This window comes from Methanomassiliicoccales archaeon (assembly GCA_038740345.1).
Lineage (GTDB): Archaea > Thermoplasmatota > Thermoplasmata > Methanomassiliicoccales > UBA472 > JAJRAN01.
The window spans coordinates 29070-52451 of sequence record JAVYMA010000004.1 but is presented as its reverse complement, the minus strand read 5'-3'; the positions used below and the strand labels follow the sequence as shown (position 1 = coordinate 52451).

Annotated in this window: 24 protein-coding genes and 2 tRNA genes; 7 read left to right on the top strand and 19 right to left on the bottom strand. The window is 52.6% G+C overall.

The genetic code is table 11. The annotated features are described in order from the left end of the window. The first annotated feature begins 109 nt into the window (after positions 1–109). Positions 110–1876, top strand: a complete 1767-nt coding sequence (locus QW520_02400) for a ribosome biogenesis/translation initiation ATPase RLI (protein ID MEM0448653.1) — start codon at positions 110–112, stop codon at positions 1874–1876. Between the two features lie 33 nt (positions 1877–1909). Here the strand turns inward: QW520_02400 and QW520_02395 are convergent, their stop codons facing one another. Further along, positions 1910–2575 carry a DedA family protein gene (locus QW520_02395; protein ID MEM0448652.1) on the bottom strand — a complete coding sequence of 222 codons (666 nt, stop codon included), beginning with the start codon at positions 2573–2575 and terminating at the stop codon, positions 1910–1912. Positions 2576–2709: 134 nt separating this feature from the next. Between QW520_02395 and QW520_02390 the strand changes: the two genes are divergently transcribed. Further along, positions 2710–3624, top strand: a complete 915-nt coding sequence (locus tag QW520_02390; protein ID MEM0448651.1) for a PHP-associated domain-containing protein — start codon at positions 2710–2712, stop codon at positions 3622–3624. Here QW520_02390 and QW520_02385 read toward each other — a convergent pair whose 3' ends face one another. Next, on the bottom strand, positions 3625–5016 hold the full coding sequence (locus QW520_02385) for a dihydrolipoyl dehydrogenase (protein ID MEM0448650.1): 1392 nt from the start codon (positions 5014–5016) through the stop codon (positions 3625–3627). A gap of 61 nt (positions 5017–5077) precedes the next feature. Beyond that, on the bottom strand, positions 5078–5410 hold the full coding sequence (locus QW520_02380; protein MEM0448649.1) for a hypothetical protein: 333 nt from the start codon (positions 5408–5410) through the stop codon (positions 5078–5080). 393 nt (positions 5411–5803) lie between these two features. Here QW520_02380 and QW520_02375 point away from each other — a divergent pair, with 393 nt between their 5' ends. After that, a complete protein-coding gene (locus QW520_02375; protein MEM0448648.1) occupies positions 5804–7030 on the top strand; it encodes an ammonium transporter in 1227 nt (408 codons plus the stop codon). 10 nt (positions 7031–7040) lie between these two features. Continuing rightward, positions 7041–7370: a P-II family nitrogen regulator gene (locus tag QW520_02370; GenBank protein ID MEM0448647.1), complete on the top strand. Its 330-nt coding sequence runs from the start codon at positions 7041–7043 to the stop codon at positions 7368–7370. A gap of 72 nt (positions 7371–7442) precedes the next feature. On the opposite strand, the gene trpD is transcribed toward QW520_02370, so the two are convergent. The 8 genes from trpD to QW520_02330 form a co-directional block, all read right to left on the bottom strand. After that, complete coding sequence (trpD, locus tag QW520_02365; GenBank protein MEM0448646.1) at positions 7443–8561, bottom strand: anthranilate phosphoribosyltransferase; 1119 nt, start codon at positions 8559–8561, stop codon at positions 7443–7445. Between the two features lie 11 nt (positions 8562–8572). After that, the gene (locus QW520_02360; GenBank protein MEM0448645.1) at positions 8573–9574 is read right to left on the bottom strand and encodes an alcohol dehydrogenase catalytic domain-containing protein; all 1002 of its coding nucleotides are present in this window, start codon (positions 9572–9574) and stop codon (positions 8573–8575) included. A gap of 150 nt (positions 9575–9724) precedes the next feature. Beyond that, positions 9725–10093 (bottom strand): META domain-containing protein, encoded by a 369-nt coding sequence (locus tag QW520_02355; GenBank protein ID MEM0448644.1) that lies wholly within the window; start codon positions 10091–10093, stop codon positions 9725–9727. Then, the gene (locus QW520_02350; protein MEM0448643.1) at positions 10083–10211 is read right to left on the bottom strand and encodes a hypothetical protein; all 129 of its coding nucleotides are present in this window, start codon (positions 10209–10211) and stop codon (positions 10083–10085) included. The genes QW520_02355 and QW520_02350 overlap by 11 nt, the downstream gene beginning before the upstream one ends. 216 nt (positions 10212–10427) lie before the next feature. Beyond that, positions 10428–10502: transfer RNA gene (locus QW520_02345), tRNA-Arg, on the bottom strand. Between the two features lie 32 nt (positions 10503–10534). Continuing rightward, complete coding sequence (locus tag QW520_02340; GenBank protein MEM0448642.1) at positions 10535–11317, bottom strand: peptidylprolyl isomerase; 783 nt, start codon at positions 11315–11317, stop codon at positions 10535–10537. Between the two features lie 88 nt (positions 11318–11405). Next, positions 11406–12524, bottom strand: a complete 1119-nt coding sequence (locus QW520_02335; protein MEM0448641.1) for a M42 family metallopeptidase — start codon at positions 12522–12524, stop codon at positions 11406–11408. Positions 12525–12601: 77 nt separating this feature from the next. Next, positions 12602–13168 carry a DUF6144 family protein gene (locus tag QW520_02330; protein ID MEM0448640.1) on the bottom strand — a complete coding sequence of 189 codons (567 nt, stop codon included), beginning with the start codon at positions 13166–13168 and terminating at the stop codon, positions 12602–12604. 125 nt (positions 13169–13293) lie between these two features. Between QW520_02330 and QW520_02325 the strand changes: the two genes are divergently transcribed. After that, positions 13294–13370: transfer RNA gene (locus QW520_02325), tRNA-Thr, on the top strand. On the opposite strand, the gene QW520_02320 is transcribed toward QW520_02325, so the two are convergent. From QW520_02320 to argC, 8 genes are all read right to left on the bottom strand, one after another. Then, positions 13333–13485, bottom strand: a complete 153-nt coding sequence (locus QW520_02320; protein MEM0448639.1) for a hypothetical protein — start codon at positions 13483–13485, stop codon at positions 13333–13335. The two genes, QW520_02325 and QW520_02320, sit on opposite strands and share 38 nt — an antisense overlap. Positions 13486–13507: 22 nt before the next feature. Next, on the bottom strand, positions 13508–13858 hold the full coding sequence (locus QW520_02315) for a hypothetical protein (GenBank protein ID MEM0448638.1): 351 nt from the start codon (positions 13856–13858) through the stop codon (positions 13508–13510). A gap of 12 nt (positions 13859–13870) precedes the next feature. Then, on the bottom strand, positions 13871–15208 hold the full coding sequence (locus tag QW520_02310; protein MEM0448637.1) for an acetyl ornithine aminotransferase family protein: 1338 nt from the start codon (positions 15206–15208) through the stop codon (positions 13871–13873). Positions 15209–15361: 153 nt separating this feature from the next. Then, positions 15362–16051 (bottom strand): ACT domain-containing protein, encoded by a 690-nt coding sequence (locus tag QW520_02305; GenBank protein ID MEM0448636.1) that lies wholly within the window; start codon positions 16049–16051, stop codon positions 15362–15364. Between the two features lie 55 nt (positions 16052–16106). Then, positions 16107–17303 carry an aspartate aminotransferase family protein gene (locus QW520_02300; protein MEM0448635.1) on the bottom strand — a complete coding sequence of 399 codons (1197 nt, stop codon included), beginning with the start codon at positions 17301–17303 and terminating at the stop codon, positions 16107–16109. Positions 17304–17314: 11 nt separating this feature from the next. Beyond that, positions 17315–18193: an acetylglutamate kinase gene (argB, locus tag QW520_02295; protein MEM0448634.1), complete on the bottom strand. Its 879-nt coding sequence runs from the start codon at positions 18191–18193 to the stop codon at positions 17315–17317. Between the two features lie 4 nt (positions 18194–18197). Beyond that, positions 18198–19400, bottom strand: coding sequence for a bifunctional ornithine acetyltransferase/N-acetylglutamate synthase (gene argJ / locus QW520_02290; GenBank protein ID MEM0448633.1), 1203 nt, complete (start codon positions 19398–19400; stop codon positions 18198–18200). A gap of 24 nt (positions 19401–19424) precedes the next feature. Further along, entirely contained in the window at positions 19425–20447 is a 1023-nt protein-coding gene (gene argC, locus QW520_02285) for an N-acetyl-gamma-glutamyl-phosphate reductase (protein MEM0448632.1), read from the bottom strand. Between the two features lie 250 nt (positions 20448–20697). Between argC and QW520_02280 the strand changes: the two genes are divergently transcribed. Next, on the top strand, positions 20698–21933 hold the full coding sequence (locus QW520_02280) for an argininosuccinate synthase (protein MEM0448631.1): 1236 nt from the start codon (positions 20698–20700) through the stop codon (positions 21931–21933). After that, positions 21930–23378, top strand: coding sequence for an argininosuccinate lyase (gene argH / locus QW520_02275; GenBank protein ID MEM0448630.1), 1449 nt, complete (start codon positions 21930–21932; stop codon positions 23376–23378). The genes QW520_02280 and argH overlap by 4 nt, the downstream gene beginning before the upstream one ends. The last annotated feature ends 4 nt before the right edge of the window (positions 23379–23382 follow it).

Genomic DNA, 23382 nt, shown 5'->3' with positions numbered 1-23382 from the left:
CACTCCGGTCCTTCCGCCGCGAGAAGGGCCGGAGCAATGTCTTTATCACATTTTCGGTCATCTAACGTGGTCACCTTTTTATGGCACCTTCTTATTTGCCTGACCTGACATGCGAATCGCCGCCCTGTTGAAAGACCGATGTCAGCCAAAAAAGTGCAACACCGAGTGCGTAAAATACTGCCCTAAGGTGCGCACAGGCGTGAAGACCATCGTCATCGGCGAGAAAGGTAAACCGGAGATTGCTGAGCCTTTATGCGCTGGTTGCGGCATCTGCGTGCACAAATGCCCCTATGAGGCCATCAAAATAATAGGACTGCCTGATGAGTTGGAAGGAGAGATAGTACATCAATACGGCCTCAACGGCTTCCGACTCTACAGATTGCCTGTCCCTAAGACAGGGCTAGTGACTGGAATACTAGGACCTAATGGCATAGGCAAGTCCACCGCCCTGCGTTTAATGTCAGGTGTAGAAATCCCTAATCTCGGAAGGTACGAGAACCCTCCCACCAAGGAAGAGGTCCTGCAGCATTATGCTGGGAGCGAGCTCAGGGATTATCTTGCTAAGGTGTATCGAGGAGAGATGCGCACAGCTCTGAAGCCACAATACGTGGATAAGCTTCCTAGTGTGCATAAGGGTGTGGTCCGTGACCTCCTGGAGAAGGTAGCCGAGAGGATATCCCTCGAAGAAGCCGTGGAGCTCTTGGATCTAAGGCAGGTCATAGATAGACCGCTGGATTCTCTATCAGGAGGTGAGCTTCAGCGTGTGGCTATTGCGGCCACGATCCTCAAGGACAGTGATGTTTACTTCTTTGATGAGCCTTCTTCCTATCTGGATATCTATCAGAGGATAAAAGTGGCTAAGACCATACAGGAGCTGAGCCAGGGCAAGCAAGTGGTGGTAATCGAGCATGATTTGGCGATACTCGACTTCCTGGCAGACAACGTATATCTGGTCTATGGCTCGGAGGGGGCTTATGGTGTTTTCGCCCAGCCTCGCCAGGTGCGCGTCGCCATTAACTCCTATCTGGAAGGCTATCTGAAAGAGGAGAACATACGCTTCCGTGACTATCCCATCCTCTTCGAGGACCGTCCTCCTCGCGACTCTTGGCAGACCGTTCCCCTTCTTGATTACGATGAAATACGATGCGATTATCCCAACTTCCAACTCGAGGTGGAGGCGGGCACTATCAAGGTTGGAGAGTCGGTGGGTGTGGTAGGACCTAACGCCATAGGAAAGACTACTTTCGTGAAGGTATTAGCTGGCGTACAGCAGCCTACTTCCGGCAGCATACGCAATAGTGTGAAGGTAAGCTATAAGCCCCAATACATAAACCCCGATTTCGAAGGTACGGTCATGGAGATGTTCTTGACCAGTGTGAAGGATTTCTTTCAATCAGGATTCTTCGAGTCAGAGATAGCTCACCCACTGAGATTGAAGACTCTATATGAAAAACAGGTGAAGAACCTTTCAGGCGGGGAGCTGCAGCGCGCTGCCATAGCTCTATGCCTGTCTCGGGATGCGGACTTGTATCTTCTCGATGAGCCCTCCGCCTACCTGGACTCCAATCAGCGGATGGAGGCAGCGAAGACCATCCGCAGGGTGATGGAGAAAAGAGGACGGTCGGCTTTGGTGGTGGACCATGATATCTATTTCTTGGACATGGTCTCGGATTCCATCATGGTGTTCTCAGGCATTCCGGGGAAAGAAGGCAAGGGCGGGGGGCCCTACGAGATGCGTCAGGGAATGAATCGATTCTTGAAGATGGTGGATGTCACTTTCCGCCGGGACAACGATACCAGGCGCCCCAGGATCAACAAGCCTGGATCCAGACTGGACCAAGAGCAGAAATCAAAAGGCGAATACTATTATGCGTGATCATTGATCTTTAAAAGACTTCAGGGCGACCGATCAGGACTCCGTGCTTTCGTCAGCTTTTTTTCTGGTAAGATAAAGGTAGAGGACTACCAGGATCGCAGCAATTGCCAGTATTGCGAGATCCCAGCCATCCAAGACCTTCCATAATTCTATATAATATTCTCCTAACAGATAGCCAGCAGTTGAAAGCACTGAATTCCATACCAAGGCTCCGAAAAAGGTGAAAATCACGAAACGCTTGAGTTCCATCTTGAATATCCCCGCGGGAAAGGATATTATCGATCTTATCCCTGGTGCGGCATGGCCTAGAAGGATACCCAGGCTACCCCATCTTTGAAACCAATCCTCTGCTTTTTTTACCTTCCTTCCATCAAGGAAGATATATCGCCCATATCGTTCCACTAACGGTCTTCCCAAGGCCCTAGCTATTCCATAGGCCACAGACGAGCCGCACATGGCACCGAGCGAACCCACTAGAATAACCATGGGGAGTGAGAAACGGCCAGTAGAGGCAAGATATCCTCCCAAGGGCATTATCAGCTCGCTGGGGATGGGGGTCAGGATTCCCTCTATGAACATGGCGAGGAATAATCCAGGATAGCCAGCGGTAGAGATAAGCTCAATGACGTATTGATTTATTGCGTCCATCAGCCCCATGCGCTTGAAACCTTCCCTCGCCGCCTGAATAGTCTGCTTCATCCTCTAAGGGTTACTTATCGCTTCGCTTCCTGGAGTCACGATATCTCAGGCGAAAAATTAGGCGAGAGGTTAAACCACGACCCCCCGTCGAGCTCCGAATGCTTTTTATCGCATCTCTCTATTGCAGTTTCTGGATGGTGAGCAGGGCCGATATCCATGTTCATTCTAAATACTCAGGCCTCGCCCGCCTCGCCTTCCTCCGGTTCCCAGAATCCGTGGTGGAGCCGGAGGATATCGTGAGGAAAGCGGCTGCAATTGGCCTTGATACAGTGTGCATTACCGATCATAATACGATAAGAGGAGCTTTGCTAGCTCAGAAATATGCGAAACATCATGAGAGCGTGAGCGTGGTGGTGGGAGAAGAAGTCAGCGCCAGGGAGGGAGAGATTATAGGACTCTTTCTGACGCAAGAAATACCCAAAGGACTGCCCGCCGCGGAGACCATAGATCTTATTCGCGAGCAAGGAGGATTGGTGGTCGCACCCCATCCCTTCAGCAATCACGTGCCTGCACTTGGCTATATGGTGGATAGACTTCCCATCGACGCCTTAGAGGTGTTCAACGCCGGCCATGTGGACGGATTCGCGAACCACCGTGCTCTGGAGCATTCGCAGAGAGGAGATTGGGCACGATTGGGAGGGAGCGACTCGCACACCTTGGATACCATAGGCTGTGGTTACACTGAGTTCGATGGCCAGGGTGCAGAGGACTTCTTCAGGGCGGTCCGAACACGGACCACCAGAGCCTTTGGACAGCGGCAACCCGTCCTCATGGGAGTGAAATGGACCATGGAAGTGGTACTGGAATCAGATCTGCAGATCTTGAAGTCGATGCTGCAACGAAGCTATGAGGCTAAACCCGAGGATGTGGTCCGTACCAAGGTAAAATCATTACCAAGCCATAAGAAGTTGGCCGCTCTTTTTGCTTCATTCTTCTTCTTCCTTCCCCCTGTCCCGTATCTGGCGGTGCTAACGGGCGAATGGAAGATGCGAGAACTGAACGCCAAGCCTATCCATGATCATAATGGCGAGAGACCAGGACTGTTATGATCAATGCTGGTGGTGATGCTCAGGGTCGGAGAGGTTGGCGAAAGCGTTCACCATCACTTCGCTCAGGGCCGGATGTATAGTTTGGCTCCGGGCAATGGGGTTAAAAGTCCCGTCCCCTGCGTTCATAAGGTATACGATTGGCTGGACCAAGAGGGAGGCATGAGGGCCGACCGCATGAGCTCCCAATATGCGCATGCTCTCCGCGTCGACTATCACCTTGCAAAGTCCATCCTCCTCAGCCATAGCATAGCCTTTGGCCGTATCGATATATCTTGAATACCCCACAAAATATCGGATGCCGCGCGATCTGGCCTCGGCCTCCGTCATGCCAACGGAGCCCACCTCAGGATATGCGAAAACCGCATGTGGCACAGCATGCTCTTCCAATCTTATCTTCCTTTTACCGAAGGCATTGAACCAAACGATATCGCTATGATAGTTGGCGGTATGCCTGAACATCGTCCTGCCTATCACATCTCCCAGTGCCCACACTCCCGGGGCACTGGTCTCCAAGTACTCATTCACGATGACGTATCCCTTTTGATCCACATTCACGCCACCTTTTTCTACCTCCAATAGATCGGCGTTAGAGCGAACCCCCGTTGTCACCAATATCTCATCCACTTCCGTCTCGAATATTTCACCAGATGCCCGGTCCCTATACCTTAATGTCTTTCCCTTTTCAGAGCTTTTTACTTCAAGTAATTCCTGATTGACACGCACATGGCAAATTTCCGACATCTTTTTGAACACCACAGCGCTGATCTCTGGTTCCTCCCTAGGCAGCAAGGCAGGGTTACGGCCAATGATGGTAACCTCAGAGCCAAAGGCGGAGAAGAAATGCCCGAATTCACAGGCTTTGTAGCCTCCTCCCAGAATCGCCATGCGCGGAGGAATTCGGTGCAAATGGAACACGGTCTCTGAGGTAAAATATCCAGCCTCTTTCAGTCCCTTCAACTCCGGCACAGCAGTGCGCACCCCACAAGCAATGACCACCTTGGGAGCCCTAATCAACTCCTCGCCGACCTTCAAGGTGCGGTCGCCCACAAAACGACCTTTTATCTGGTAGAGATCTAATCCCTCATCGGCTTTTATTCCATTCTCTATCTCCTGTCGGTCTCTATTGACCAAAGCCCACATTCGATCTCTAACCATCTGAAAGTCCATATACTCCACTTTGCCGCCCACACCTATCCTTACTCCATCCTCAATGCAACGAGCTAGATTGGCTGGCTCTATGAGAATCTTGCTCGGTATGCAGCCCCGATTGAGGCATGTGCCCCCCAGAGGTCCGTCCTCCACCAAAGCCACTCTAAGATTCTGTGCCCTGGCGCGCGATGCGACGTTCAGGCCTGCGCCGCTTCCGATAACTATGAGGTCATATTCTTTCATCCAGCTCTCCTTGACTACATATGTTTGCTTGTGGAGATAAAGTGTTTGTGATTTCCCTTGTTCACTCGAAGTTATAAATTATACATTTCCTCCCACAGGACTGCGCCCTATTCTTGGAAAGCATGCCCGCCTCCATCCAGGCCGCATCCATCACTCCCGCAGGAACTAGGCAGTTGGCGCTCATGCTCACATTTTTGAAAACCTCCCATACCTTACTGGACTTCTTGTCTGATAGATCAGTGATGCTGAGCTTTCCCAACTTATCTATGAACTCTCGCACGTTCTTACAATCTGTTTGCGCCCTGACTTCGAATTCCATCTCTGGAGTCATCTCAACCTCGATTATGTGCTGCTTTCCACATACCGTCATGTCCACTTTCACTCTGGAGGTCATGATACTCTGGGATTAATCTGATTCCTGGTATTTACCAGCTTGCCATAATCCAATGAGTGATATCTGAAATGTCTCGACCGTGAGAAACTCGACTCCAGAACTCTCACATAGAAGTTGAGGTGAATCCTAAATTATGACCAAATGCCCACCTCATAACATATTTGATTCCGATGATACTCATATTGATTCCATTAGACATTTTATTAATATAATGATTGTAATGTGTTCATTTGTCTTAATAGAAAGATTTTTATTATCATTTTATCTACACTTTGTACGGAATATCATACAAATGTAGTGTGATATTCCCAAAATATGAGGAAGGGGTGATCGATGCCCCCTACGAAATCTCCCCTTCCTCCTCTTCAATAAAAAACACAAAGAGGTGCAAATTTGGCAGTAGATGCGGGAAACACGGCTTGGGTATTGATCTCCGCCGCATTGGTGTTCATCATGACGCCAGCGGTAGGGTTCTTCTACGGAGGCATGCTGGGCAAGAAGAATGTCCTATCCATATTGGGTCAGAGCTTGATAGTGGTGGGCATGGTGACCCTGATCTGGGTGACGATTGGATTCACACTGGCCTTCGGAGGCAATGGCCAAGATTTCATCGGAAGCCTGGATTGGGTGATGCTGGATAAGGTCGGCATCGATCCACTACCTCCGTATGATGGGACGAGCATTCCTGGCATATTATTCATGATGTTCCAAGGAATGTTCGCCATAATCACCGTGGCGCTTATACTTGGAGGCATCGCAGAACGGATGAAACTGAAGGCAGTGGTCATACTTCTCTTCCTCTGGACCTTATTGGTGTACATACCGGTAGCGCATTGGGTATGGGGAGGAGGGTGGATAGCTCAGTTAGGATCATTGGATTTCGCAGGCGGCACGGTGGTACACATCACCGCAGGTGTCTCTGTACTTGCCGCGGTAATGGTATTGGGCAAGAGGAATTCTTTGATGCAAGGAGGCGCAGAGATGCCGCACAACATACCTTTCGTGGTACTGGGCGGAGCACTTCTCTGGATAGGCTGGTTCGGCTTCAACGGTGGGAGCGCTCTAGCTGCTGATGGCATCGCTGCAAACGCCTTCGTGGTGACGATGATAGCAGCGGCCACCGCCACAGTCACTTGGGGACTGGTTAGCTGGCTGCACTTGGGACGACCTGGTGTTCTGGGCATGATATCGGGAGCCATCGCAGGCCTTGTGGCCATCACCCCTGCATGTGGATATGTGAACGCGACAGGAGCCATAGTCATAGGGATAGGCGCCGGTGTTTTCTGCTATGGTGGGATATTGCTAAAGAAGCGCTTCGATTACGACGACGCCCTGGATGTCTTCGGTGTCCACGGCATAGGTGGAACATGGGGTGCAGTGGCTACAGGTCTTTTCGCCACAGGCACCTTTGCATCCGGAACCAAGGGACTGTTTTACGGAGGTGGCTTTGATCTACTTAGCGCCCAGGTAATCGCAGTGGTGGCGGTCTACGCCTTCGCCTTTGTAGTCACATTCGTAATAATGAAAGTGATGAGCAAGGTCATGACCATCCGCATGAGCAAGGAGGAGGAGCGCATCGGTGCTGATATCATCCAGCATGGTGAGAACGCTTATTCATGAGGTGCATACCATGATGAAGATTGAGGCGATAATCCGACCAGAGCGCTTGAATGCCACCAAGCAAGCCTTGGATGAAATCGGTGTCCGAGGGATGACCGTGACAGAAGTTCGAGGCCGAGGCGAGCAGATGGGGCTGGAGTTCACGCATCGCGCAGGAAAGTTCCGTGTCGATCTCCTTCCCAAGGTCAAGATAGAGATAGTATTGGAAGATGAGATGGTAGATCGGGCGGTCCGAACTATTTGCGCATCGGCTCGAACGGGAGAGGTGGGAGATGGGAAAATCTTCCTCGTACCCGTGCAAAAGGTGATAAAAGTTCGGACGGGAGAGGCTGAGGGATAAGGATGAACTGCTTCTGAAAAGAGTTCCTCTCCACGTCCAAACCCTTTAAATTTTTATTCAAAAAATTGCAACTCATGCCAGCACATTGGCCTTCTCCATCAACGACTCCAAGTGTGCCGAGCTCGCTTCTGGCTTCAAGCTCTGAGTCCTCACGAACTCTTGCAGCTTCTTAATGGCACCTCCATTATCAATTATGTCTTGTGCCTTCTCGTATCCTTCCTCCAAGCTATTCGATTTGCCCATGAGGTAGAGAATCGGTGCAGCATTTAGGCACACTATATCCCTCCGAGCTCCCCTCTCCTCTCCACCTAATATGCGAAGGAAATGTAGGGCCTCCTCATCCCTGTTGAATGAGCAGATGAGCTCTCTCTCCTCCGCCTCCTTGATCCCGAACTGCTCTGGCTGGAGATAATAAGTCTCGATATCGCCGCTCGAGTCGAGCTCTGCTACCAGAGTCTTTCCGATGGAGGATATCTCGTCCATGCCCTTCGTCCCATCCTTGTTCAGACCGTGCACCAGGATGGCTCCCTTGTAGCCGATCTCACGCATGGCCTCGGCCACAGGGAGGACGAGCTCAGCGGAGTAGACGCCTCTGACACCATACCTAGGGCAAGCGGGATTAGCCAAAGAGCCAGCCATATTGAGGATGGTGCCGAATCGAATCTGGCTCAAGATGCGGAATAGTGCAGTCGGGTGGACTTTGGGGCTCATGCCGTTGAAAATGCCTATGCCGCAGCTCTCTATGCTCCTTTTTACCACGTTCGTGTCGCACTCCACATCCACACCCAGCGCTTCCAGGATGTCCACTACCCCACACTTCGAGGTTATAGCGCGAGCTCCATGCTTGGCGAGGAAGATGCCGTCCGCGGCAGCTATAAGAGAAGCTGCAGTGGAGATGTTAAATGTCTTAATGGTGTCCATTCCTGTCCCACAATTGTCCACCAGGGGCTGGTCCACCTCAGGAGTGACTTTCACGGTATCGAACTCGTAGATCGCCTGCCAAGCGGCAGCCAGCTCACAGGGGGTTGGTTTCTTGGCAGTTATCGCTGCCAAAAATGCCCCTTGTTGTAGAGCTGGTTGCTCGTCCAGCAGAACTTCTTTGAACATCTCATAGGTCTCCGACCTAGATAAGTTCTTACCTTTCAGCAATGCATCCACCTTTAGACCGAAAGACTTCAGCTTATCTTCCATTACCTCACCTCTCAAAAATTCGTCACCGTGACTTTCATGCCCTTCCTGGAGGCCGTTACCTCTAGCCCTTCGATGATGCTCTCCAATCTGATCCTGGCCGTCAAAAGCCACTCTACCTCTAGGTCTCCCCTTGCCAACATCCCTAGGGCTTCGCGGCAGTCCTGACTTCTACATCCATAGGAGCCTAGGATGATTTTTTCCGCGTAATGAAGGCGATTCAGATCCAGAGAGGCAAGGGAGCTTGCCTTGGGGAGCCCTGAGAAAACGCAAATCCTACCTCGAGGAGCGAGTAAATCGATAAGATGAGAGTCGATCGCGACGTCAGATGTGGCCATGATTATGGCATCTACGCCCCTTCCTTGTGTTTCAGAGATTATCACGGATTCCCAATCCTCCTCTGAGGCCAGGATCAAGTCCGCTTTGGTGGCAGGAAGCTTTCTTCTCCTTTGCTCTTCCTTCTCGATGATGATCACCTTCTCTGCTTCCCGATGACGTGCTAGCATGGCATGCAGGGCGCCGAGAGGACCTCCGCCGATGATGAGAACCTCATCCCCTTCCCCCAGATTCAAAGAGTGCTGTGCATTTACACAGCAGGCCAAAGGCTCAGCCAGCGAGGCGGTTTCAGATGCCATGGAAGATGGGACCAGGTTCACTCCCCCTCTCGCCACGCATCCCTCAGGCACGGCCATGAATTCGGCGAAGCCACCGTCTAAGCTGAAGCCTAGAATCCTCACCTGGGGGCAAAGGTTATCCAGCCCTTTGCCGCAACAACGGCATTGGCCACAAGCGTCGCCCGGCCAGATCTGAACCCTTTCACCTATGCTCCATTCTCCTTCAGATCTATCCTCCACGATCCTACCCACCACCTCGTGTCCTAGGATGCGAGGATATCTCAGATCCCTATGCCCTTGGCGGAACATCTTGAGGTCGGAGGCGCATATGGAGCAGGTCTCGACCTTGAGCAGCAGCCCTTTGTCAGGGCAGGGAGGCTCAGGCACCTCGGTAACTTCCATTTCTCCCGGCCTTCTCAACAGAGCTGCTCTCAAAGCATCACCGAAGTTGAGTTGGATTATACATCCAAATATATAATAAATATCATCAGCCAGATAGAAAAATGTTGTATGATTGGAATCGCATATTCCGTATTTGCCTAAAGGCTGATTCTATTCACAAGACAAAATGAACTCGAGAAGAAGATGACCTTCGTCATCGAAGAACTTGAGTTTTTCGCCTTCTATCTCATAGCTCGCTGATGATTGGAGGCGGCTGAGATAATCCGATTCTTGAGCCATGAGCCCTGGTGGGTCGTCGCAGTACATCAAAGTTGTTCCTATTGGCCCGATCGCCAGGATATGCCCAGAGCTCTCAAAGCTTGCAATGAAACGGTTGCACCCACCACTCCCAGCCAGCCTTCCCTCGGGAAGGAATACAAGATCAGCCTCACTCCCTTGGATAATGGATCTCATGCTCTCGCTCTTATCCCTATACCTAATCAGCTTCCATTTTTTCAGAGGCCCCAACTTAGGATCCATAACCCAACTCCTGCCATATCATATTGCACAGCTTCAGAGAGGAATAGGCGAATATGCAGGCCGTGCTCTTGCCATATTCGAGCCCCTCTAATTCCCTTACCCCAAACGCTGAGTGCATAACGCCCCCTTGCCCTCGTCTTCTCAAAGGCATGTCGCATAGAAGCGATTGAAATCATTCAGGTTTCAGGTACTAATCCTTTTTGAAACTTCCTGATGAGAGGAAGCGATGATATCTTGAACAAGAAAAAGGAAACAAGTGCTCGGCGCAGCCATGCCTTTCTTCAAGGCTGTGGTCCCCTAAAGCTCATGCTCCAGTGATGAAGTATGATTGGAGCGGGCAGGCGGGGATTCGAACCCCGGACCTGCAGCTTAGGAGGCTGCTGCCATATCCAGTCTAGGCCACCTGCCCTAATGGAGTTAGATTCAAGAGATGCTGGCTTCTCACTGCGGGAGTTCCTCAGGCTCTCGCTCCTCAGCCTTCACCTCTGCCTCGGTGCCCTGCTCCTTCTTCTCCTCCGCCTTCTTCTCCTCATCCGCTTTAATATATTCCTCTACGAAGCGTATGACACGGGCCTTCAGTCCTTCACGCAAGTCCGCCACGACTTTGTATTTAGCTATCATCCACTTCTGATCGTACTTGCACACATCAGGAAGCACTATAGTGTAGGTGTCGCCCTCGATGCTGACAGAGAAATTATCCTTAGTACCATAATCCATCTCGATGATTGCCAAGGCCTTCTCTGCTGGATCATCTATCCTAGCTACGACCTTGAACTTATATTTCAAAGTGCGTCCTGCATAGCGGCGATTGAAATCCACCCGCACCATGCGCGGGGTGACAGCAATGACGATGCCCAAGCGATTCTTTATATTCACTTCCATGCCGATCCGAGGTTCGATGTCCTGCTTGAGGAAATCTCTGAGAGGTATGTTCTCCACCAGCTTAGGGTCCCGCGCCCCAGCTGCCTTCTCTGGAGGTATGACAACCTCGCGCTCCTCTCCTACCGAAGCTCCTATGACGGCCTCCTCCAGACCCTCGAAGACCCTGCCTGAGCCAACCAGTAAAGGTATGGGTCCATAGGGCACCTTCTCATTGAAGATGCCACCTTGCTTCGCTACCTCCATGATGGTGGTGTCGAAAAGCTCATTCGAATCAGCGAGATAACCGCTGTACTCCAGACGGATTACGTCGCCCTTCTTGATCTTGACCTCCTCAGCAGACATCAGATTCACCAGTTCAGCATTTAGGATGAATGCTCGTCATCGATTCGCTATTCTTATAGTTTTCTACAACGGAGCGCTTGCTGACCCCTTAAATCTGGGTCAGGGATTCCACCGTTCCTCTATCCAACGCCTTCACCAGTTCCACGGAGAGACGAAGTGTGCTCTCCAGGTCTGCCGTGTCTATCATTGCCACATGAGAATGGATGTGCCTGGTGGGCACTCCTATCACGATGCAGGGCACACCCGCGTTGGCCACATGTATGGAGGCGCCATCCGTGCCTCCCCCTGCCATGGTGGAGAGCTGATGAGGTATGTTCTTCTCTTCGCATATACCAATCACCAAATCCTTCAAGGCCTGATTGGGTATCATGCTGGCATCAAATACCGTGATGGATACTCCCTCTCCCATGCGGCTTGGCGCCTGATGAGGCTCGATGCCGGGCACATCTCCCGATATGTCCACATCCAAAATGATGGCTACGTCCGGCTTGGTCTGGACGGCAGCAGTTTTGGCCCCTCTCGATCCCACTTCCTCCTGCACCGTGGCCGCGCCTATCACCTTATTGGGATGTCCTATATTCTCCTTGCGCAAGGTCTTTATCAGCTCTGTGGCGAGGAAAGCGGAAATGCGATTGTCGAAGGCCTTACCGCAAATCAGCTTCCTCTTACCCACCTCCTTACCTTCCTTGAAAGCCTTCTTTTCGATAACATAGAATTTTGAGTCCGGTACCACTGCATCCCCGACTCTTATGCCCATGGCCTTGACCTCCTCCCGGTTGCAGGCCCCCACATCGATGAACATCTTGTCTTTGGTAACCACCTTCTTCCTCTCTTCCGCGTCCATGACATGAGGAGGTTTGCAGGCTATCACTCCCGGGACCAGGCCTCCTTTGGTCATTATCGACACCCTTTGGCCTAAAAGCACCTGATCGAACCAGCCACCTAACTGATTGAAGGTTAGGTATCCCTGCTGATTGATGCTGGTTATGATGAAACCGATCTCATCCACGTGCCCAGGGACGAGGACCACAGGGCTATCGCTGCTTCCCATCTTTTCAAAAAAAAGGTTCCCCATCCTATCCCAGTAGACGGAGTCGGCATATTCCTTGACGTATTCCTTAATCAAACGCAGCGGGGCCTTCTCGAAACCAGATGGCCCCGGGCTGTTGCATAGTTCTTCTAAGAACCTCATCGATTTATCTTCCATCTATTTCACCTCTGCCTTCCTTGGAACGATGCTTGCGCGGTGGCGGTGCAAATGCTATGATCGTTTTTTTTTCAGCATTACAATCTCACCACGAATCTGCACGGCCCTCCATCACAAATAGCGGAGGTCACCAGGATTATGTCAACTTTCCTCCCTAGCACAGTCTCGAAGAGCTCTTTGTTGAACCCCACGCCGCACATGCAATACGTATGGTTGGGGAACCTCTTCTGGCTCTCACGCACCTGGCCGCATCTGCAAGAGGGGTACTCTATGATAATGGCCCCTTGCTCCGTGATGCGATAGTGAGCCTTCCCCCCTTCAAGGTCGTTCAGCTTGTCCAAGAATTCCTCTAAGCTGCTGGACTCATGGAACAGCGCCTTGCGCACCTTCTGATGCGTTGGCCCGAAGCATTGCCGCCCGCATCTCTCCATGATGCGGACCCTCGACTCTTCATCAAAGGCTCGTTCCAAGCGCTCCATGGTCAAGAGGGTGAGCTCTGCCCTCTCCTCACCTTTCTTGGCCTCCTCATAGGTTTCCGCTGGCAGCATAACGCGCCTGGCATCGTCAACCCCTGACTCCCTCACGATGGACTTAGTTATCCTTCCCATCCTTCCTTTGGCAGGGGGCTCTCTGTCTCCCTTCATCCGTGCATCCCAAAGCGGCAAGAAGTTACACGACCAAATAAGTTCTCTTTTACTAGCATATTGCACTCATGCGCATCAGGCACAGCAAAAAGGCTTAATCCTGCTTGTGATTACCGTGGGGTTAGGCCACCATAGCTTAGCCTGGTTGAGCGGCTGACTTGTAATCAGCAGGCCGGGAGTTCGAATCTCCCTGGTGGCTCCATATTCTTTCCAGAATTGTGGTCAATTAGATCGCGCGGCTCAAGTATGCGATGACAAGCTAGTGATGCCATGGCTAAGCGCTGCCACCGTAGGGGTCTCGTTCGCTTGCCTCTCACCAGGATGTTGAGCTCAAAGGTATCATCCTAACCAGACAGTGTCATCAGGAACGTAGCCGACCTTGAGCACCAGAATATTGAACGCTCGTCGGATTACTGGATTGCCATGTACATCCCCCGGCTCGCATATCAGAATCTCTCCAGGCCGAAGCGCCACATCTTGACCTTGGATGGAGAACTCCGCCTCATCCAGGGGTATGAAGACCTCCTTGGTGAACTTATGATAGTGCATCGGAACGCTGACTCCTGGCCTGAAGGAGACCTCCTGGATGAATGAACCTTCTATCCCTAGATCGAGCTCGGGAACCACTATGCGCTTGCGATACCCTTTCCCTTCCTCCCAATCGGCGTGCGAGGGTCTAATTATTTTCAAGTGCCGCCCTCCTTATCTCGAATCCTTCGTAACCTCCTTGATGGCGCTCTCCAGCACCTCCAAGCCTGCATCTAGCTGCTCCATTTCGATGTTGAGGGGAGGGATGTAGCGCAGGCCAGACCTACCACATCCAATCACTATGAGCCCGCGCTTGAAACACAGCTCGGCGATGCGGTCCCTCTCCTTACACGCTCGCTCCTTGGTCCTTCTGTCCTTCACGAACTCAGTGGCCTGCATGAGGCCTAAACCTCTGACATCGCCTATCAACTCGTACTTCTGCTGGAGCTCTTCCAACCTCTTCCTGAGATGAATCCCTTTTTTTCTAGCTGCAGCGATGAGCTCTTCCTTCTCCAGCGTGTCCAATGTGGCAAGGGCCGAAGCGCAAGCTATGGCATTGCCCCCAAAGGTATTGGAGTGCGCCCCCATCTTCCCCCAATCCAGCTTCTTGGGGAATATCGTGGCCCCGATAGGTATGCCCGAACCTAAGGCCTTAGCACTGCACATTACATCCGGCACCACCTCGTGATGCTCCATAGCCCACATCCTACCCGTGCGGCCTATGCCAGCCTGCACCTCGTCATCCACTAGCAGTATGTCATAGGCTCGGCAAGTGCGATGCATTATCTGGACGAATTCCTTGGGAGGCACGATGTAGCCCCCCTCGCCTTGGATGGGCTCAATGAACATCGCCGCCACCTCGTCAGGCGGTAGATAGGTATCGAAATGAACCTCTTCCAGAATCCTAGCGCACCAGATATCGCAGGTAGGGTACTCCAGCCGATAAGGGCAGCGATAGCAATAGGCGAAAGGGATATGGACCACGCCTGGCATTGTGGGGAAATACCTCTCCTGCTGTACCCTTTTGCTCGCTGTCAGGGAGAGCGAGCCCATGGTGCGACCATGGAATCCTCCGATAAAAGAAATCATCATCTTCCGCCCGGTGGACCAACGCGCGAGCTTTATCGCAGCCTCTATGCACTCTGTTCCAGAGTTGCTGAAGAACACTCTCTTATCGCCAGGCATGAGGGCAAGGCCGCATAGCTTCTCGGCCAACCTAGACTGGACCTCATAATAGTAATCGGTTCCGGCGAAATGAGCGAACTTGGCCGCCTGCTCCTGAATGGCAGCGGTGACAGCGGGATGAGCGTGTCCAAGGTTGAGCACTGCTACCCCGCTGGCGAAATCCAGATAGGTATTGCCATCCACGTCCCTCACCACAGCTCCCCTTCCCGACTCGATGGCCAAGGGCGAGGTCTTGGTGGAGGTGGCGAGGTATTTGGTGTCCTTCTCGATTATGCCTAAGGCCTTAGGGCCAGGGGGCTCAACTACGATATGCGGCGCCTTTTCCATGGCAATCCCTTCTAGGCATTATCATGCTTTGCAGAATATAATACCACTTCGGGCATCATCATTATCAAGGCTATCCTTTTCATATCCCAGATCATCTACATTCAAAAAGGGCGCGAATGCGTGAATGAATCACATCATATCCAGGAAATGGCATCAATCCTCGACTGTTTCCTCTACTTGCTCCGCGTTCTCGATGACCTTGGTCAATATGGAATAGGCGTATATCATATCCGCCTCGTTCACTATGAAAATGCTATCAGTATAGCAGGATACGGTCTCCACCACATTCACGTTGTTCTCTGCCAGGTTAGAGGCTAGAAAGGCGAATACTCCGGAGGTCTCGACTATGCGCTCGGGGGATTTGACAGTTATCTCCACCAGATCCTGCCGCACCTTGAGGATGTTCTCCCTCCCCACGGCGTTCACCACCTCATTCTTCAGCTTCTCATCCGCGATCACGGTGATGGCCTGCGCACCCTGGATAACTTGCATTATGCCCTTCTCATTTATGAGTCTCTTGAAGACCTCCTCCAGGCGCTGCAGTACAGTCCAATCGTTCTTGGCCGTCACGATGCATATCTTGGTCTTGACCTCCAGCCTGGAGTTGGCCAAAATGCGCAGGATCTCGCGCTCGTGATCATGCTTGGCCAATTTCACCGCGTAGCGCCGGCAGGCGATCATCACGGCCTCCTCGTTTTTGATGCCCAGTTCTTTCATTATGAGCCGGGCCAGAGAGGAATAGTTTATCAGGTCCTTGGAGATGCAGTCTTTGATGCTGGGATGGGCATCTATATAGAAGCGTGTGCGCTCGGCGATGCTCTCCTTCTGAGACTGCTCCTTCATGGGTGGGGAAAGTAAAGGTGAACAGTATTAAAGGGTTTTCTTCCTAAGCTCTTGTCTATGAAGGCCTGGTGAGGAAGCAGCGTAGGCTCTCGTTCAAAGCATTCATCGAATGCTCGCTGATGATTAAGGGAGGTACAAGGCGCACCGTGTTTCCTCCCGCCACGTTAACCAGCTGCTTCCTGCGGAAGGCGAACTCCTTGAATTCCTTCGCCCTCTCGCCCTCCATCTCCACCCCTATCATCAAGCCCTTTCCCCGTACTTCCTTCACCATAGGGCTGTCCTGGGATAATGTTCGCAGGCGTTGGATCCATTCCTCCCCTTTCTGTGCCGCTCTCTCCGCCAGTTTCTCCTTCTTCATGGTGTTGATCACTGCGGTGGCCACGGCGCAGCCCAAAGGATTTCCCCCAAAGGTCGTGCCGTGAGAGCCTGGCGTGAAGGCCTTCGCTATCTCCATGGAAGAGACTATGGCCCCTATGGGATATCCTCCTCCCAGGGCCTTGGCGAGAGTCATGATATCTGGAACTATGCCAAAATGCTCGAATCCGAACCAACGACCAGTGCGACAGAGGCCTGTTTGCACCTCATCCATTATTAGCAGAGCGCCTTTATCGCTGCATATGTCCCTCGCAGCGCGCACGAACTCTCGACTTGGTATCCTTACCCCTCCCTCGCCCTGAATGGGCTCCAGGATGAGCGCTGCGGTGTCCCCCGTTACAGCGGACTTCAAGCCTTCCACGCTTCCATATTCAACGAAGTCGAAGGCTTTGGACAGCAGGGGCTCGAATCCCGATTGGTATTTCTTCTGCCCCGTGGCGGAGAGGGCTATCGCCGTGCGGCCGTGAAAAGAGTTCAGTGTGGCCACGAAGCGCGAACGCCCCGTGCTCTTACATGCCAGCTTCAACGCTCCTTCATTGGCCTCGGCTCCGCTGTTGACAAAGAGCGATACCGCTAGTGGCCAGGGAGCAATGGAGGCTATCGCCTCTCCCAATTCGGCTTGCTCCTTCGTATAATACAAATTGGAGACGTGAATTAGTCTACGCGCCTGCCTTTCGATGGCCTCTACTATGGCTGGGTGGTTGTGCCCAAGGGCGTTAACCGCTATGCCTGCCACGAAGTCAATATAGCGGCAGTTGCCGATGTCGAAAAGATACTCCCCCTCTCCCCTATCGAAACACACCTCTTCCCTTCCATAGTTCTGGAAGAGATAGGCCTTATAAAGCTGCTTGATGTCCTCAAGCCCCAATCGTTCCATTTTATGGCACCTCAGGGCAGCACCGTCGTCCCCAAATTGCCTCCGGAAAGGAGCTGGTTGACGATGGCATCCTTCTCTTTACCATCCACCATATGTACCGCTTTGACGCCTCCGCGCACTGCAAGTTGGCAGGCTCTCACCTTAGGTATCATCCCATCCTTGACCACGCCTTGTTGAATCAATTCATCCAGCTGCGCCGCAGTGACTTCTCGTAGAGTAGTCTCCGGCTTGCCCAACTCCAGCATTAGGCCAGGCACATCGGTTATCAGCACCATCTCCTCCGCCTTTATGGCCTTGGCTATCTGAGCCGCGGCGGTATCCGCATTCACGTTCATCAATTTGTGATCCTTGGTGGCGCAGATGGGATATATGACTGGTACAAAGCCGCTGGAGATAAGGTTGTTCAGGTTAAGAGGATCTACATGGCACACCTCTCCCACATTCCCCAAATCCACCATCACCTCTCGACCTTCCTCGTCCTTCACTAGGACCGGTTCTAGTTTTTTGGCCACGAGAGTATCCCGCTCTGCCCCTTGCAGCCCCACGGCTTTCACCTGTACGCGCTTGAGAGCGTAGACTATCTCCTCGTTAATGCGCGCCAGAACCTCATTGGCCACCTCTAAGGTGCGCTCATCCGTCACCCTCAGGCCCGCTACCTTCTGGATGGGCATCCCTCTCTTCTTCATCTCCTCGTTTATCTCTGGGCCGCCTCCATGAACTATCACTGGCTTTACCCCCATGGCCACGAGGAGCGCGATGCCATGGGCGAAGGATTCCAAGGCCTCCTTGCCGGCAACGGAGCTTCCACCTATCTTGATCAGCACTCTCTTACCTTTCAGCTTGGAGGCACGGTGATGTTGCTTAGGCATATGCTGATCCATCAATTCCATCACCTCAAGTAGTGTAGGAAGCGTTTATCTTGACGTATTCATAGCTCAGATCGCATCCCCAGGCCTCACCTCGTCCATGCCCTACCCCAAGATCCAATTCGATCACTATGCGCTTCTCCTTCAAGATGCTCCTGGCAAGGCTTTCCTCATTGGAACCTGGGAGTATGAGAGGAGAGCCGTTGTCGAACAGCGCCACTCTTTTGCCATTGCTGAGATGGAGACGTACCTTAGAGATGTCGAAATCGCTGCCCGAGTTTCCCAGTGCAGCCAATATCCTTCCGAAATTAGGGTCTGCGCCGAAGATCGCTGCCTTGACTAAGTTGGACGCCACTACCGACCGGGCGGCGGCTCTAGCCTCCTGATCATCCTTTGCCCCTGTCACCACCACTTCGATCAACTTGGTAGCTCCCTCGCCATCTATGGCCACTGCTTTAGCCAAGGACTTGGCTACCCACATCACCGCTTCCCAGAAATTGGGGTCGTCGTCCGCCGCAGCCCCCCCAGCCGCGCCATTGGCCATCAGGGCTGAGATGTCATTGGTACTCTGATCACCATCCACGTTGATCACGTTGAAGCTCGAATCCATTATCTGCTGCCATCTCCCGCTCGGATCGCGTTCTAGACGCGCATCCGTGGTTATGAAGCTTAGCGTGGTGGCATGAAGAGTGCGCAGAGCAGGGGATATCATGCCACTTCCCTTGGCGATGCCCCCTACAGTCACCAGCGTCCCATCTCTCAGATTGGTCTGGCAGGCGAAGGACTTTATCTTTGTGTCAGTGGTCATTATGGCTTTGGCCGTGTCTATATTGGCCTCCACCGAACGGTCCAGTTCTTTGCAAGCCTGAGCTATTCCCTTCTTTATCAGATCCATGGGCAGGAAGCGGCCTATGACCCCAGTGGAGGCCACCCCCACCTCCTTGGGATCAATCTTCAACTGCTCCGCCACCAGGCGCTGCATCTCCCTAGCATCGTTATATCCTCTCGGCCCAGTCAGGGCATTGGCATTGCCAGAGTTGATGACGAAGGCACGGAGGAATTTAGGATTGTCCTCCATCATGACCTGTATGGGCGCGGCCCTGGCCTTGTTCTGCGTAAATGCCAGAGCGGCCCTCGCCGGCAGCTCGCTGTAAATTATGGCCAAGTCCAGCTTGTCCTTCTTTATGCCCGATTTAACTCCCGCCGCCTTGAAACCCTTGGGAGAGGTTATGCCACCCTCGATTATTATCGTCTATCACACCCCCAAACCCGGGAAATTCAAACCTTCAGTCTCCTGCAGGCCACACATGATATTAGCATTCTGCACCGCCTGACCGCTTCCACCCTTAACCAGGTTGTCTATGGCTCCCATGGCCACGAGCGTGTCCTTTCCCGCCAGGGCTAGTCCTATTTCGCAGAAGTTCGAACCTACGACCGAGGCGATAGAAGGCACACCTTTGACCAGCCTCACGAACTTCTTTCCATGGTAGAACTCGCGATATTTCTGGTACACAGAGTCGAGGTCCATAGGCCGCTTCAGCCGCGCATAGCAGGTGCACAGCATCCCTCGGATTATGGGCATCAGGTGCGGTGTGAAGACCACGTCCACTTTCTCGTGCGAAACTTTCTGCAAGGCCATTTCGATCTCAGGTGCATGCCGATGGACTCCTACCTTATAAGGTATGACCTGAGAGGCGCAGAAGGGATGATGCGTCATGTCCGTGGGTTGCTGACCAGCGCCAGAGGTGCCTGACTTGGCATCCACTATTACTTGGGAGTGGACGAGATCGTGAAAGAATAGCGGAGCCAGAGTCAAGGTGGAGCAGGTTGGATAGCAGCCAGGATTGGCTAGGAAGCCGGCCGAGGCGATTTCATCCCGGAACAGTTCAGGAATCCCATAAACCGCCTTCCCAAAGTTCTCAGGGTCCTTGTGCTCCATCCCGTACCATCGGCGATAAGTTTCCATTTCCTTAAGACGATAGTCGCCTGACAGGTCGATCACTTTCATTCCTCTTTTCAACAAGGGAGGGACTATCTCCATGGAGGCACCATGAGGAGCGGCCACGAATACCAGGTCGTAACTCTCCTGCTCTCCTAATCTCTCTTGGAAGCGAAGATCCACAAACCCCTCCAGATTGCCCATGACCTGGGATACTTTAGCTCCTGCGTTCTGCCTGGAGGTAACGGCTTCCAAGCTGATCCGGGGATGGAGACAGAGAAGGCGCGCTAGCTCTCCCCCTATATAGCCTGAGCCTCCTACGATGGCTGCCTTAATCATCGGATTTCCTCTTGCGCTCCCGCCTAGAGAGATGTATCCTTGGGCGGGCTTGATGGATTTTCGCTGATTAAGAGGTACTATTAAAAGTATGATGACCGAAAAGAGACATTCCTTTTTTTCAACCGTTCCCGCAGGAACAGCCCATCTGCTGGATTTAAGGTTGTCTGATTAGAGACCGAGATTCATTGACATTGTCTGAATATCATCAGCAATGATTAATAAGCAAGGCCCCGTGGACCCGAGGATTCCAATGGTATCCAGCAAATCTACGGATAGGTCTGACCGCAAAAAGGTCGTGCTAGCTTATTCCGGCGGCCTAGACACCTCCGTAGCCATCCGTTGGCTGCAGGAGAAGTACGACCTAGACGTAATAGCCGTTTCAGTCGATGTAGGCCAGCCCGATGCAGACATGAAGGACAACATCGAGCGCGCGTACAAGATAGGAGCGCTGAAGGCCTATGCCATTGACGCCAAGGATGAATTCGTAAGAGACTACATATTCCCCGCTCTCAAAGCCAACGCCATGTACGAGGGCTCGTACCCGGTGTGCACCTCCATAGCAAGACCTCTCATAGCCAAGCTTCTGGTGGAGGTGGCGAGAAAGGAAGGGGCTTCCTACATCGCCCACGGTTGCACGGCCAAAGGCAACGACCAGGTGCGCTTCGACGTGTCAATAGGGGCCCTTGCGCCGGAATTGGGCATCATCGCTCCCATGCGTGAATGGGTAATGACACGTGAAGAGGAAATCGAGTATGCTCGAAAGCACGACATACCGGTGAAGGTGAAGAAGCAGTGCCCTTACTCCACAGACGAAAATCTTTGGGGAAGGAGTATTGAATGCGGAGTCTTGGAGGACGCTTGGCAGGAGCCCCCCGAGGACGCTTTCGCATGGACCGTCTCAGCGCATGAGGCGCCTGATGATGCGGATTATGTAGAGATAGATTTCGAGAAAGGGGTGCCAACCGCTCTCAATGGGAAGCGCATGGAGGGGGTGGCATTGATCGCAGAGCTAAACCATCTGGCAGGAAGGCATGGAGTGGGAAGGATAGATCACATCGAGGATCGCTTGGTGGGTATTAAATCGAGGGAGAGCTACGAATGCCCAGCAGCAGTCACGCTCATCTCTGCCCATAAAGACCTGGAGAAGATGGTGCTCCCGAAGGATGTGCTGAGATTCAAATCGGCAGTGGACCAGAGGTATGCCGAGCTGGCCTATGACGGGCTTTGGTTCTCCACTCTCAAGGAGTGCCTGGACGCCTTCGTAGATAAGAGTCAGGAGTTTGTCACAGGCACGGTGCGGGTAAAACTGTTCAAAGGTACCGCCCAGGTAGTAGGGCGCAAATCGCCCTATTCGATGTACGACACCGGTCTGGCGACATATGCTAGTGGCGATCAGTTCGATCATACCTCCGCCAAGGGCTTTATATATGTCTGGGGTCTGCCCCTGAAGACAGTAGCGAGAGCACATAAGGGGAAGAGCAGGTGAATGAAAAGCAGCTTTGGTCGGGAAGGTTCCAAGCAGGGATGAACCAGGCCACATTGGCCTTTACCTCCTCCCTCGAGGTGGACTCTCGCCTGGCTTGGTTCGATGTAATGGGATCTTTGGCGCATGTGCGTATGCTAGGTCAGAAGGGCATACTATCAAGCGATGATGCCCAGCTCATAGCCCAAGGATTGAAATCCATATTATCTGACATTGAGAGAGGGGAGCTAAAACTCAACCCCCAATTGGAGGATGTGCATACTAACATAGAGAACGAGCTCATACAGCGCATAGGAGAATCAGGAGGTCGATTGCATACCGCCCGCAGCAGGAACGATCAGGTGGCCACGGATTTCCGCATGTATCTGCGCTCCAGACTGCTCGATATATGCGGCTTGCTGTTGGGCCTTAAACAGGCCTTAGTTGAGCAGGCCTCACGCCATCTGCAGACCATACTTCCCGGATTCACCCATACCCAGCATGCGCAGCCAGTTACCCTAGCGCATCACCTTCTAGCCCATGCCCAACGCTTCCATCGGGATGTGGACCGATTCCTGGAGGCCTATGGCCGTCTGAATCTCTGTCCCCTTGGGTCGGCGGCCCTAGCGGGTACTACCTATCCTATAGACAGGGAGATGGTGGCGCGAAGCCTTGGCTTCGCTGCTCCCTGCCCCAATTCCATGGATGCGGTGAGCGACCGGGATTTCGCCGCCGAGTTTGCCTTCGGCTGCTCCCTCGCCATGGTGCACCTCTCCTCCCTGGCAGAGGAGATCATTCTCTGGTCCTCCCCGGAGTTCGGTTTCGTGGAAGTCGGGGATGAATATGCTACTGGCAGCTCCATCATGCCTCAGAAGAAGAATCCAGACGTAGCCGAGCTGGTGCGGGGACGTTCTTCCATCGTGATGGGTAATGTGATATCGATGCTCGGGCTCCTAAAGTCCCTGCCTTTGACTTATAACCGGGATCTGCAGGAGGATAAGGGCATAGTAATGAGCTCAGCGGACATCTTGGCATCATCACTGGAGATAACTGCTAGAATGATCGCCACCCTCGCCTTCAACCAGGATCGCATGCTCCAAGCCGCTGAACAGGGATATCTTAACGCCACAGAAATAGCCGATTATCTTGTCAATAAGGGAATGCCTTTCCGCCAAGCGCATGAGATAGCGGCTAAGCTGGTACGCCTGGCCATAAATGAGGGGAAGAGATTGGAGCAGCTCCCGCTGGAGAAGATGCAGACTTTCTCCCATTTATTCCAAGAGGATGTATACCAAATTCTTTCCCTGCAGTCCTGCGTCCAGCGCAGGGACTCTTTAGGGGGCACGTCGCCCCGGGCGGTGGCTCAGCAGATAAACGAGCTCAAGTCTTCGATGGAGAGGCAGGCGAAGGAGATCGCAGCTCGTAAGGCACGATTGCGAGAGGCATTCGACAAGCTCCTCTCGGACTGATGCA